The organism is Shimia ponticola (assembly GCF_007995215.1).
Classification (GTDB): Bacteria; Pseudomonadota; Alphaproteobacteria; order Rhodobacterales; family Rhodobacteraceae; genus Shimia_B; species Shimia_B ponticola.
This window is the reverse complement of sequence record NZ_VCDK01000003.1, coordinates 877,013-889,567: the sequence shown is the minus strand read 5'-3', so window position 1 is coordinate 889,567 and position 12,555 is coordinate 877,013. Positions and strand designations below refer to the sequence as shown.

The 12,555-nt window shown below is 59.3% G+C and carries 14 protein-coding genes; 7 read left to right on the top strand and 7 right to left on the bottom strand.

Annotated features, from left to right (window positions below):
• Positions 1–76: 76 nt before the first annotated feature.
• Both FE702_RS07705 and FE702_RS07700 read left to right on the top strand, forming a co-directional pair.
• A complete protein-coding gene (locus tag FE702_RS07705; protein WP_147125661.1) occupies positions 77–571 on the top strand; it encodes a GNAT family N-acetyltransferase in 495 nt (164 codons plus the stop codon).
• 82 nt (positions 572–653) lie between these two features.
• Positions 654–1,280, top strand: a complete 627-nt coding sequence (locus FE702_RS07700) for a YdeI/OmpD-associated family protein (protein WP_222611793.1) — start codon at positions 654–656, stop codon at positions 1,278–1,280.
• Here FE702_RS07700 and ptsP read toward each other — a convergent pair.
• The 4 genes from ptsP to FE702_RS07680 form a co-directional block, all read right to left on the bottom strand.
• On the bottom strand, positions 1,277–3,517 hold the full coding sequence (ptsP, locus tag FE702_RS07695) for a phosphoenolpyruvate--protein phosphotransferase (protein WP_147125660.1): 2,241 nt from the start codon (positions 3,515–3,517) through the stop codon (positions 1,277–1,279). The genes FE702_RS07700 and ptsP overlap by 4 nt on opposite strands.
• Before the next feature lie 121 nt (positions 3,518–3,638).
• The gene (locus FE702_RS07690; protein WP_147125659.1) at positions 3,639–4,877 is read right to left on the bottom strand and encodes an aspartate kinase; all 1,239 of its coding nucleotides are present in this window, start codon (positions 4,875–4,877) and stop codon (positions 3,639–3,641) included.
• A gap of 152 nt (positions 4,878–5,029) precedes the next feature.
• A complete protein-coding gene (locus FE702_RS07685) occupies positions 5,030–5,461 on the bottom strand; it encodes a DUF1178 family protein (protein WP_147125658.1) in 432 nt (143 codons plus the stop codon).
• 48 nt (positions 5,462–5,509) lie between these two features.
• Complete coding sequence (locus FE702_RS07680) at positions 5,510–5,995, bottom strand: NUDIX hydrolase (protein ID WP_147125657.1); 486 nt, start codon at positions 5,993–5,995, stop codon at positions 5,510–5,512.
• Positions 5,996–6,126: 131 nt separating this feature from the next.
• On the opposite strand from FE702_RS07680, the gene FE702_RS07675 reads away from it, so the two are divergent.
• From FE702_RS07675 to modC, 5 genes are read left to right on the top strand one after another with little or no spacing between them, the layout of a single operon-like run.
• Positions 6,127–6,651 (top strand): glutathione peroxidase, encoded by a 525-nt coding sequence (locus FE702_RS07675; RefSeq protein ID WP_255449624.1) that lies wholly within the window; start codon positions 6,127–6,129, stop codon positions 6,649–6,651.
• Positions 6,648–7,772, top strand: coding sequence for an acetoin utilization protein AcuC (locus FE702_RS07670; protein WP_147125656.1), 1,125 nt, complete (start codon positions 6,648–6,650; stop codon positions 7,770–7,772). Before FE702_RS07675 ends, FE702_RS07670 begins: the two co-directional genes overlap by 4 nt.
• 39 nt (positions 7,773–7,811) lie before the next feature.
• On the top strand, positions 7,812–8,516 hold the full coding sequence (gene modA, locus FE702_RS07665) for a molybdate ABC transporter substrate-binding protein (protein WP_147125655.1): 705 nt from the start codon (positions 7,812–7,814) through the stop codon (positions 8,514–8,516).
• Positions 8,506–9,198, top strand: coding sequence for a molybdate ABC transporter permease subunit (gene modB / locus FE702_RS07660; RefSeq protein ID WP_147125654.1), 693 nt, complete (start codon positions 8,506–8,508; stop codon positions 9,196–9,198). The genes modA and modB overlap by 11 nt, the downstream gene beginning before the upstream one ends.
• Positions 9,191–10,249 (top strand): molybdenum ABC transporter ATP-binding protein, encoded by a 1,059-nt coding sequence (gene modC / locus FE702_RS07655; RefSeq protein ID WP_147125653.1) that lies wholly within the window; start codon positions 9,191–9,193, stop codon positions 10,247–10,249. Before modB ends, modC begins: the two co-directional genes overlap by 8 nt.
• Here modC and FE702_RS07650 read toward each other — a convergent pair.
• From FE702_RS07650 to FE702_RS07640, 3 genes are all read right to left on the bottom strand, one after another.
• Complete coding sequence (locus FE702_RS07650) at positions 10,246–11,352, bottom strand: TFIIB-type zinc ribbon-containing protein (RefSeq protein WP_147125652.1); 1,107 nt, start codon at positions 11,350–11,352, stop codon at positions 10,246–10,248. The two genes, modC and FE702_RS07650, sit on opposite strands and share 4 nt — an antisense overlap.
• Positions 11,349–11,927, bottom strand: coding sequence for a cytochrome b (locus FE702_RS07645; RefSeq protein ID WP_255449621.1), 579 nt, complete (start codon positions 11,925–11,927; stop codon positions 11,349–11,351). Before FE702_RS07645 ends, FE702_RS07650 begins: the two co-directional genes overlap by 4 nt.
• A 138-nt stretch (positions 11,928–12,065) precedes the next feature.
• Positions 12,066–12,554: a protein tyrosine phosphatase family protein gene (locus FE702_RS07640; protein ID WP_147125651.1), complete on the bottom strand. Its 489-nt coding sequence runs from the start codon at positions 12,552–12,554 to the stop codon at positions 12,066–12,068.
• Between the last annotated feature and the right edge of the window lies 1 nt (position 12,555).

The following is a 12,555-nucleotide window of genomic DNA, read 5'->3' as shown; positions in this document are numbered from 1 at the left end:
GATTTACGCCTGAGCTAAGGGCATGATAGCCGGACGGCCAGCAAAAAATGGGACAGTGGGGCCAGCAAAGACGCCCATGTACAACCTGACCGAAGAAACCGCCGATGACTGGTGGGAAGTCGAGGCGCTCTATGACACCTGCTTTGCGCCGGGGCGCGAGGCATTGTCGTCTTATCGCCTGCGCGAAGGCGTCCCTCGGGTTGGACCACTCAGCCTTGTTGCGCGCGATGCAGACGGCATTGTCTCTGGGGCGGTGCGCTACTGGCCGGTGCGGGTCGGAGAGCATCACGCGCTTTTGCTTGGTCCGATTGCGGTTCACCCCACACGTCAAGGCGAGGGGCTTGGTGGTCAATTGATCCAGCAAAGCCTTGGCGCGGCGCGCGCGTTAGGCTGGACGCGCGTGCTTCTTGTCGGGGACGCCCCATACTATCAGCGCTTTGGCTTCCATCCGATCACGACGGTCCAGATGCCACCACCTACCAATCCTGACCGCATTCTGGCACAGGCATTGAAGCCCGGTGCATGGGACGGACTGGAAGGGCCCGTGACCCGCGCTGCGCCCAACCCATAGGTCAGTTTGAGGCCAAGTTCCGGCCAACCGTCAACTTTACCTGTGACTTGACCGGAGCGCGGCTTGCCGATTTGCTGCTGGCATGGCCATGATCTCGGACATTGAGACGTATTTCCGAAGCGGCTGCGGCCGCTGCAGCCGCTTTGATAGCCCGGACTGCTCGGCTCGCATCTGGAAGGATGGTTTGGCGGCTTTGCGGGGCCTGTGTCGTTCGACGGACATGGACGAGGTCGTGAAATGGGGGCACCCGTGTTATGTCCATGCTGGCCGCAATATCGCGGTCCTTGGGGCGTTCCGGGCGGATTTTCGGCTTAGCTTCTTTGAGGCAGGGCTGATGCAAGATCCAAAGGGTCTCTTGGTGCGCCAAGGCGCGAACACCGCGTACCCCGATGCGCTCAAGTTTTCCTCGCGCGCAGATGTGGACGCGGCTTCGGACACGATTGTCAGCTACCTCCGCGAGGCCATGGGATACGCCGAAGAAGGACGCCGTGCCGCCAAACCTGACATGGCAATGGAATGGCCAGCAGAATTGACTGAGGCGTTGGATTGCGATGTCGCATTGGCCGAGGCGTTCCATGCCCTCACGCCTGGTCGCCAACGCAGCTACGTGATCAATCTTAACGGCGCTAAGAGGGCGGAAACTCGGACGGCCCGGATCACAAAGTTCCGGGACAAGATACTGGCCGGGAAGGGTGCGCTTGAGCGCTAGTCCTTGTTGCGCAGAAAATCCATGACAGGTTGACGGACCGACTGCAGGCCATCTGCGCGGGCATTGTCGATCACCTCTTTCAGCTCGTCCAAATTGATCCGGCGCAGCAGATGCTTGACCGGACCGATTGAGGCAGGACGCATGGACAGGCTGCGCATGCCCATCGCCGCAAGACAGGCCGCCTCAATCGGGCGACCGGCATCCTCTCCGCAAAAACTCAACGGGGTTTCTGTAGACTGACAGCGCAGAACGATCTGCTCGATAAAGCTCAGAAAGCTGACATTGAGGGTGTCATAGCGTTTCCGCACCAGCTCGTTTTCGCGGTCAGCGGCAAAAAAGAACTGCTTCAGATCATTGCCGCCAATCGACAGAAATTCGACCTCTTCAAAGAACTTGCGCGGGGCGAACGCCAGCGAAGGCGTTTCCAGCATTGCACCGACCTTTATGCGCGACGGCAGGACATGGCCCAACTTGCGTTCGCGTTCGATCACCTTGTCCAGTTCGTTACATCCGCTGCGGTATTCCTCAAACTGGGCAACAAACGGGAACATGACATGCAGGGGCCGCCCCTCGCTTGCGCGGATCAACGCCTGCAACTGCATGCGCAGCACGCCGGGTTTGTCCAAACCCACGCGGATCGCCCGCCAGCCAAGGGCAGGGTTGGGCTCATCCTGCGGCTTCATGTAGGGCAGCACTTTGTCGGACCCGATATCGAGGGTTCGGAAGACGACCGGTTTTTCACCGGCCGCGTCAATGACGCGCTTATAAAGCGCGACCAATTCTGCCCGGCGCGGCATCTGGTTGCGCACCAAAAACTGAAGTTCTGTTCGGAACAGGCCGACACCTTCGGCTCCCGAGGTGGGCAACGACGGAAGGTCCGCCATCAGCCCCGCATTCATGTGTAGGCTGACCGTCGAGCCGCATTTTGCCGTCGCGGGCAAATCTCGAATGGTGGCGTAGCGGCTTTGCGCTTCGTTCTGCATCGCGATCTTGTCGCGGAAGGCCGTGGACACGCTGTCATCCGGGCGCAGGTGGACAATGCCCTGTTCCCCATCAACCATGATGTGATCGCCAGACAGGGCCTCGGTCGTGATGCCTTTGACATTGATGATCAGCGGAATAGCCCATGCGCGCGCGACAATCGCCGCATGCGATCCAACAGAGCCTTCCTCAAGAACGATGCCTTTCAGCTTTCGTCCGTATTCCAACAACTCGCCCGGTCCAACATTGCGCGCAACGAGAATAGCGTCCTTTGGCATTTCGGACGCAGTCGAGCTTTGGCCCGTCAGGATCCGCAACAAGCGGTTCGATACGTCATCCAGATCATGCAGGCGCTCTCGAAGGTAGGCATCTGCAACCTGTCCCATGCGTGTCCGAGCCGCGGATTGCTCTTTTTCAACGGCGGCTTCTGCTGACAGTCCGCGGTCGATGTCCTCTTCCATCCGCCTGCGCCACCCGCGTGAGTTTGCAAACATCCGGTAGGTCTCAAGCACCTCGACCTGATCGCGGTCCACGGACCGCGCGTCGGCGAGCAACTGATCAACGGACACGCGCAAGGTGTCGAGCGCAGCACCCAAACGATCCAATTCAGCCTGAGGATCGTCGGCAATCGGGTTGGTGACGACGACACGCGGCTCATGAAGGTGAACATGCCCTTCGCTCACGCCTTCCTGTGCAACGCCGCCGCGCATCAGAACCGGTTGCTGGTGACGCGCGCTGGAATAATCATCGCCTCCGGTCAAAACGCCCAATTCGGTCATTTCGGCCAGAACCATGGCAACGACTTCAAGCGCATACACTTCGTCGTCGGAATACCTGCGCGCCTCTTTCGCTTGCACGACGAGGACGCCCAGCGTTTCGCCCAGCCGCTGAATAGGCACACCGCAAAACGCCGGAAACACCTCTTCGCCGGTTTCGGGCATATAGCGGAAGCCGCGCGTTGTCGGGGCGTCCGCTGTATTCACGACCTTGCGCGTGCGCGCAACGCGGCCAACCAACCCTTCGCTCAGACGCATCAGCGTTTTGTGAACGGCCTCGGGATTGAGCCCCTCGGTCGCGCAAAGCTCAAGCGTATCGGCATCACGAAACAGGTAGATCGAGCAGACATGCGTGGCCATCGACGACGCGATCAGGTGAACGATCTTGTCCAGACGCTGCTGTCCGGGGCTGTCTTCGGCCAACGCATCGCGCAAGCGGCCCAGAAGCTTGCGGCTTTCGCTTTCGGTATTCGTCTTCATGTCGCGTTATGCCTGCACCTGTTCGCGGCATACATTAACCGCCCCTCTCCCAATTGAGAAAGAGGGCGTTTCGAAATCTGTCCAAAAAGATTTACAGGTCGCCGCTGGCTGCCGAAAAAACCTACGCTGCTTTCTCAAGCTCAAAGGCGTCGTGCAGGGCCTGCACAGCGAGTTCGAGGTACTTGCGGTCCACCAGAACACTGAGCTTGATCTCAGAGGTTGTGATCACCTTGATGTTGATGCCTTCGTCGCGGAGCGTTGCAAACATCTTGGACGCCACACCTGCGTGGCTGCGCATCCCGATACCGACGATAGACACTTTTGCGACGCTGTCATCGACATCAAGCGTGGCAAAGTTGACGTCGCCGCTGTCTTTCAGGGCTTCAATGGCCTTTTCGGCGCGGGCGACCTGATCGGTCGGGCACGAGAAGGTCATGTCTGTGCGCCCGTCTTCTGAGATGTTCTGGATGATCATGTCGACATTGACGCCAGCCTCCGCGAGCGGGCCAAAGATGGCCGCAGCAATTCCAGGGCGGTCGGCCACCGAGAACAGGGTCATCTTGGCTTCATCACGGCTGTAGGCCACGCCTGAGACTACATTGGATTCCATGATTTCCTCCTCATCGCAGACCAGCGTGCCGGCCTCGTCAGACTGTTCCTCGAATGAACTGAGAACGCGCAGTTTCACTTTATAGCGCATGGCCAATTCAACGGAACGGGTTTGTAGGACCTTTGCCCCGAGAGATGCGAGTTCCAGCATCTCTTCAAATGCGATTTTCTCCAGCTTGCGCGCCTTGGGCGCGATGCGGGGGTCTGTCGTGTAGATGCCGTCCACATCGGTGTAGATGTCACAGCGCTCGGCACCGAAGGCGGCGGCAAATGCCACGGCGGTGGTGTCCGACCCGCCGCGACCCAGCGTGGTGATACGGCCCTCTGGGCTGACCCCTTGGAAACCGGCGACCACAGCAACCTTCATGCCTTCGTCAAACTTGGCAAGGATGTTTGCGGGCGGGATATCTTCGATCCGGGCCGACGCATGGGCCGACGTTGTCTGAACCGGAACCTGCCAGCCCTGCCAACTGCGTGCTGGCACGTCCATTTCTTGCAGCGTCAACGCCATTAGCCCGGCGGTCACGTTCTCGCCCGAGCTGACGACCGCGTCGTATTCGCGGGCATCAAACAGTGGGGAGGTTTCGCTGACATAGCCGACCAGCTTGTTGGTTTCGCCAGCCATGGCAGAGACAATGACAATGACGTCGTATCCCTTGGCAACCTCGACACCCACACGCTTGGCCGCGCGCTTGATGCGGTCGAGCGTGGCGACGGAAGTTCCGCCGAATTTCATCACGAGAATAGGCATGGTGACCCCCGTACATGCGGTGGTTTTGATAAACTCGCGCGGATGTACGGGTTAAAATGCTGCTGCGCAACCTGACATATGGTAGGTCATGCGCGGCAGGTTGCGCGCGCGGCAAAAGGGCCGCGTATCAGCATTCCGACCGAGCAACTGTGTCAGTTTTGTTGCTGCTTGGGCGTAAAGGGCAGGGGCAGCACCGGAACGCCATCATCAACAAGGGATTTGGCATCTGCCAAAGACGCCTCGCCATGGATGGGCCGGTCGGGCACGTCGCCGTCGTGCATTGCGCGCGCCTCATGGGCAAAGTTCTTACCCACGTAGTCGGAGTTCTTTTCGATATGATCGCGCATCTTGGCGAAGGCCGCCTCTTGCGGTGTCTCCTCGCTGCGGAGCGTCGGCGCGGGCTGGCTTGTCGCCTTTCGGGCGGGTGTCACCTTGGGAGCCATCAACGCCTTTTTCACGTCTGTATCCCCGCATGTGGGACAGCCGACATGCCCGGCCGCCTGCAAGGTGTCGAACCCTTCAGCGGATTGAAACCAGCTCTCGAACGAGTGGTCGTTTGAGCATTTGAGCGCGTAGCGGATCATGCAGTGTAAATATTACCGCGGCGGTGGCTTGGCAATGGGACCAAGTGTTCAAGATTTCCGGCGCACCACCCAGTAGGGGTCAAAGGATTTGATGATTTTCTTCAGTTCCGGCTCATCTACAAGCGACGCAGCCTTCTTGGCCGAAAACCATTTCCGCTTGCGTTCTTCTTTCTCAGGATACTTTGTCAGAACCGTTTTGACCCGGATGGGAAAAACCATCCCAAGACAGGGGATGAGCAAGCCGTCATCAAGCAATTTTGCGTAGGAATAGACACCAAGGCACAGGTCGTAGGCCTTACCTTTGACGCCACCTTCTTCGAAAGCTTCCTTTTCGGCGCATTGCGCTGGTGTCAGGCCGGGTTCCGGCCAGCCCTTGGGCAAAATCCAACGCTTTCGCGTGCGGCTGGTGACAAGCATGACCTGAAACCCGTCGTCCGTCATACGAAAGGGTAACGCAGCAAATTGGCTCCGTACTTGTCTTTTCTTGGCAGCCTCCATCGCCAGCGGCAGCTGTGATGGACGAAACATTGACATGGGTCGCGCTCGCGTTTTTTTCATTGTCTTTTTCAAGAACATAGCGCGTACACTGCAATATGTGAAGGGTTAGGCTGGCGAGAGCATGTCCTAAGCCTATTTATTGGGCTGTAATCCAAGGGGGTAACACAGTGTTTCGCTTGTTTCGTGTGCAATTGCTTTCGGTGTTATTGGTCTGGATGGCGTCTGCCGTTTTGGCCGAGGAATTCACCTTTGATCTTATGACGGGCGAAAAGCTAACCACCCAAGGGCAGCCAACACTGATCGTCAATACGGCGTCGAAATGTGCATTCACCCGCCAGTACGACGAATTGCAGGTCCTCTATGACCGGTTCCGTGACCGCGGGTTTCAAGTTGTGGCTGTTCCCTCGGATTCCTTCCGTCAGGAATTGGCGACCGATGATCAGGTAGCCGATTTCTGTGCGATCAATTTCGACCTTGACGTTCCAATGACAAGCATCGCGTCGGTCACTGGCCCAGACGCGCATCCGTTTTACCGCTGGATGGAACAGACCGAAGGGTTCGTTCCACGTTGGAACTTCAACAAGGTTTTGCTGGATGCCAACGGAGATGTCGTGGGCACGTGGGATGCACCGGTGCGCCCAACGTCGCGCCGCATCGTCCGGGCCGTCGAGGGCACTCTAGCCACCGGATGACGCCGCTTTTCTTCGGGTCCGAAATCTATCGTGGATCGTCCTATGGGCACTGGCATCCCTTGCGGGTGCCGCGTGTGTCTACGACCATGGACCTGTGCCGGGCAATGGGCTGGTTGCCCAGGTCGCAGTTTCAGACCTCGCCTCGCGCGAAACCTTCTGCGCTTTCTGCATGGCATGATCCGGATTACCTGTCTGCCTTGGTAGAGGCCGAAGAGACCCAGTCGCTGTCCGAAGCCGCGCGCAAAAGGTTTCATATCGGCACGCCTTCTAACCCTATCTTTCCAGAGGTGTATCGACGCCCAGCCACTGGCGCAGGCGCATCCCTGGCGGCTGGGGAGTTGCTGCGAAATCCGGGCATCATCTACCATCCGGGCGGCGGCACCCACCACGGGATGCCCGCGCGCGCGAACGGGTTCTGCTATCTGAACGACTGCGTTCTGGCGATCCAGTCGCTGCGCCGCTCCGGCCTGACCCGCATCGCCTATATCGACATTGATGCCCACCATCCTGATGGCGTGGTCCATGCCTATGGAAATGATCCCGACACCTTGCTGATTTCCGTCCACGAAGCCGGGCGGTGGCCACGCACCGGCGCATTGACCGATCACGGGATGGGGACGCAGGTAAATCTTCCGGTCCCTGCCGGATTGAATGACACCGAATTCGAGGCGCTGCGGGATGCGGTCATCCTGCCCTGGGTTCAGGCGTTTCGCCCCGAAGCGATTGTTCTGCAATGTGGGGCAGATGCCGTGACCGAAGATCCCCAGTCGCGGCTTGCGCTGTCGAACAATGCGCATTGGTCGATGGTGCGCGCCGTGATGGCTTTGACGGATCGCCTTCTGGTTCTTGGCGGGGGCGGGTACAATCCGTGGTCCGTCGGGCGTCTTTGGTCCGGGGTTTGGGCGACACTGAACGGATATGAGATTCCAGAGACCCTCCCCGAGGCTGGTCAATGCGTTTTGCGTGATCTGACATGGGAGCGTGGACCCAGCTTGCGGCCCTTTGATCCCCCGCCGGATTGGACCAACACCCTGCGTGATCCCGCCAGACCGGGGCCGATGCGTGATGCCACGCGCGCCGTCATGGCTCATCATGCGGCGCGACGACTAGCCCTGACGTAAGCGCTTGCGCGGACGGGGCTAAGAGGCCACACATTTCCCATGCGCGCCTTGATCCTCATCTTGATCTGTCTGGTCTGTCCGCAGATGTCTGCGGCGGATGTGCTACGCGTCTCTGCGGCTGCGTCTTTGAAAGGTCCGCTGGATCAGGCAGTTACAGAGTTTGAGGCTCAGACCGGCCATTCTGTGCGGGTCTCGTACGCGGCTTCGTCCCTTTTGGCACGCCAGATCGTGCAAGGCGCGCAAGCAGATGTGTTTTGGTCGGCCAACCAGGTCTGGATAGAGTACCTGTCAGATCAGGGCGTCATCATCGAAACGGCGGCACCGCTTCGAAATGGTATCGCGCTGGCGAGCAACCAAACCCTTGGGTCGGATATAGCCGCGCTTTGCGAAACCGGGCGGATCGTGACAGCGCGCACCGATGCGGTACCTTTGGGGCAATACGTGAAATCTGCGCTGTCGGCCTCAGGTGATTGGCCGTTGCCATCGGGATGCCTTGTTGAAACAGATAATGCACGTGCCGCGCTGATCGCCGTTTTGCGCGGAGAGGTGGCGGCAGGATTTCTCTATTCTTCTGACATTGCACAGAACGGGCTGACGACCGTTTCCGTTTTGGATCCACCGGAGCCAGTGCTTTATCCGATCGCGAGCCTGTCGCCAGCAGGCGCTGAGATTTCAGCGTTTCTACAGTCTGATGCGGGTTTGCGCCCCTTCCTGACTGTCGGATTTCAGGCCAATGACCGCTGATGTTTTGACGCCAGAAGTCTGGGGCGCGATCCGGCTGTCTCTTTGGGTGGCATTCTGGTCGACCCTCATCGGTTTGCCGCTGGCGCTAGGCGTGGCGCATCTTTTGGTGCGCAAGCGGTTTTGGGGCCGACCTATTCTGGATGCCCTCGTGCATGTGCCTTTGGTCCTGCCGCCTGTGGTGACCGGATACCTTCTTTTGGTCCTGTTTGGGCGGCGCGGGGTGTTCGGGGACATGCTGGCTTGGCTCGACATCACGCTTGCGTTCCGGCCTGCAGGCGCGGTGCTGGCTGCGGGCATTATGGCATTCCCTCTCATGGTCCGCGCATTGCGCATCGCGCTTGAGGCCGTCGATACCGGCCTTGAGGAAGCCGCGCGCACGTTGGGTGCCGGGCGTTGGGCCATCTGGCGGACCATCACTCTGCCGATGATGGTTCCCGGCATCCTTGCTGCCGCGATGTTGGGATTTGCCAAGGCAATGGGCGAATTCGGCGCGACGATCACCTTTGTCGGCAACACGCCGCTGGAAACCCAAACCCTGCCATCAGCTATCTACGCCTTGTTGCAAGTGCCGGGGCAGGAGGGCGCTGTGGTCGTGCTTGTTGTGATCTCGATCATTCTATCCGTGGGGGCGCTGGCGGCGTCCGAACTGCTCGCCAGCTGGTGGAGACGCCGCAATGCTTGAGGTGTCCGTTGCACAACACCTTGGCAGTTTGGACCTGAACGTTTCGTTTCAGTCACTAGGCGGGGTGACGGTTTTGTTCGGTGCGTCGGGGGCCGGAAAGACAAGTGTCCTGCGCGCGGTTTCTGGCCTGTTGCCAAGCCCGGACATGACGTTGCGCGTGCGCGGGCAGGACCTGTCACGATTGCCACCAGAGCAACGGCGGATTGGATATGTCTTTCAGGATGCGCGGCTCTTTCCACATATGAGCGTCGCGCAAAACCTTGACTACGGAGCACGCTTTGGACGGGCCGGGGCGGCGGCGACGCGGACGCACATCATTGATTTGCTCAACATTGGGCCCTTGCTGGGCCGGGCTCCGCGCAATCTGTCTGGCGGTGAGAAACAGCGTGTCGCAATCGGGCGCGCGCTTTTGTCGGACCCGAATTTGCTGTGCATGGATGAGCCGCTTGCAAGCCTCGATGCCCCGCGGCGCGCTCAGATCCTGCCCTATCTTGAGCGATTGCGTGACGAGACCGACATCCCCATCCTTTATGTCAGCCATGACGCGACCGAGGTTGCACGGCTGGCGACCACACTTGTGGTGATCAAGGACGGGCGCGTCGTACAGTCGGGCGCTGTGGAAGAGGTCCTGAGCGACCCGGTGGCCTTGCCCGATCTGGGTGTCAGGGCGGCAGGTGCGGTTTTGAACGCGCGCGTGACGGCTCATGAAGGCGACCTGAGCGAACTGGCCTTTCCGGGCGGGCTGCTGCGGTTGCCGCGTGTCGCGGTCGCTGTGAACGAGTCAATCCGACTGCGGATCGCCGCGCAGGACGTGATCATCGCTACCGAAGAACCCAAAGGGATCAGCGCACTCAATGTGCTCAAAGGGCAGATAGAGGCATTGCATTTCGGGCAAGGCCCGGGCGTTGCCGTCCGGCTGCGCGTTGGTGAGACGCCGATCCTGGCGCGCATCACCAAATCCTCGGCGCAGGCGTTGGGGTTGGAGACCGGTATGACCGCTTATGCGATCCTCAAGGCCACGGCCTTTGATCCCGCAGGTGTCGGGACCTAGGCCTGAGACGACGCGTAGGCAAAGCCAATCGCGCCCGCGATAATTGCTGCGATGATGATTGCGATCGCGATTTTCCAGGCAGAGTAGGGGCGTTCGCCCTGCACAAGGCCCGTCCGGCCATTGACGACAAAACGGTATGTCTTGCCGCGATACTTATAGGCCGCCATCCAGACTGGCAGCAGGATATGCTTGAACGTCACATCATTGACCTGCGTGCGCAACGCATCAATCCGCTGGCGATCACCACCAATATCAAAGCGCACATCCCGTTCGATCACGCGGTTCATGATGATTTTGGCCTCTTCGAAGCCTTCTTCGAGTTGCACGGTATAGGCCTCGGCGCGGAATCCGGCGAGGTATTCCGGCAGGTAAGGGCGCAGTTCTGAAAGGTCCCAAGGCTCAAGCCGGTCGGTGTATTTCTTGGGCAACGAACGGGAGGCAAGCACAAGCACATCGTCAAAGAAGCGCGCCACGCGGCCAGATACCCTGCTCCAGCGCGTCTTGCGCACGCGCACCTGTTCGCGCTTGCCGTCCCGCGTTACGGTGCGGGTTTCATAGTAATCGGTGCCGCGCTGGCCCTGATATTCAGACTTCGTGTCGGCATCGAAGGTCCAGTAAGGGACGTAGATGCCGTTCATCTTGCGGCCCTTGCGGGCGTATTCACTGACCCCATTTGGCGCAAACCAGAGCGAACCCAACCAGTCCCCAAGTGCGTCGCGTGCGGCGTTTTCGTCCAAGGCAAAGGGCAAGAGGCCCTTGGGTTTAATATGCCGGTTGGTGCCTGTGTCGGTGACGACCGGTGTTGCGCAGAACGGGCATTCAGCGGCGTGGGTCGCCGCGTCAAATTCGACCTGCGCCCCGCAATTCGGGCAGCCAACGACGCGGGTCTCCTCGATCTCGGCTTCTGGCAGTTTATTGGCCAGCGCGGTTTGAAAGTCGATCTCGACCATCGCGTGCGCTTGCCCTGCATCTTCGACCCCCGATGTGTTGCCGCAATGGTCACACACCAATTGGTTCGCGTCCGGGTCAAATCGGAAATCCGCTCCGCAATTATCACAGGGAAAGCGGTGTTCTTCGATCGTTTGTGTCTGTGTGTCGGTCAAAGGAATCTGTGCAAGCGTTTAGGGGCCATGATGCGTAAAGCATTATCCCTAAGATGCAGGTGACGCCAGATATGGAAGACCGCATGGACCGCCACGAGTCCGATCATGGAGTAGAATTGATAGACATGGGCCACGCCAACAAGATCGTGGGTCCGCGGCATGTCTAGCGGTGGTGCAAATGGCAGGACGCCGCCCGCCTTCATCTGAAAAGATGCGGTGAGGCCAAGAAGAAACCCACCAAATGCCACGAGAAAAAGGCTCGCAACAAGCCCGAGATGCATCAGACGATGCACCCGCTTTGCCCAAGTTGGCAGCTTTGGCCCAGGCCGACTAAGAAGCCCATTGCGCAATGAAAATGCCGTCCAAGCCAGCGCGATCACCGAAAATCCAAGACCCATCGTGGAATGGAACTGAAACCAACCCGGACCCCACCGGCGGATGACTTCAGGGTCAGCGAAAATGAACCAGACAAAGAACGGGATGATCCCCCAGTGCAGCCACTTAAGGACCGTCCGCTTCTGCGGCAGCAAGCTTTTGAGGGCCGTGAACTGCATGGCGCTTTGAAGTGTTCTCATGCCGAAGTCACGTGCCAAGTGGTGAAAAAGTTTCACACCATGCGTGGCTCGGGATTCTGGACCGTCAGATAACGAGAGGCAGAATTGGCGAAAGAAGGTGACTTGCAGGGCATGCCCTGTCACGTTCCGGGCGCTTCGCTAGGAGGCGGCATATTCATAGCCCGCGTATTCATTATGTTTGTCGATCCGGCTGGTATCACCAATGAACTGTGCCCATGCGCCGCCGGGTCGCCAGATGCCATCCATGCGGCCAAGTGCGTCCTTCACATCTCCGCCCAGGCCGTCTTGTGCGTAGCGTAACATGAAGGCCGTGACGCGCGCGTTGTAGATGCAATGGATGTGCGTCCGAAGCCCCTGCGCTTCGTCCATCGCCGCGCAAAAAGCGGCATAGTCATCTTCGGTCGGGTTTTCGAAATCGACCGGGATGTAGCGGTAGCCGACGCCAAGTTCGGCGAAGACGTCCCCTTCATCCTTAAGCGCGCCCTTGTTTTCCTGCGGCGCGAGGTTGATGACAAACGCCACGCCCGACGCGGCCAAACCAGAGCATTGCGCCTTGGTCGGTTGTCCGGACAGGGACAACCGGTCATCAACCTGTCGCCAATTCAGGATGTCTTCAGGCGCATCCACG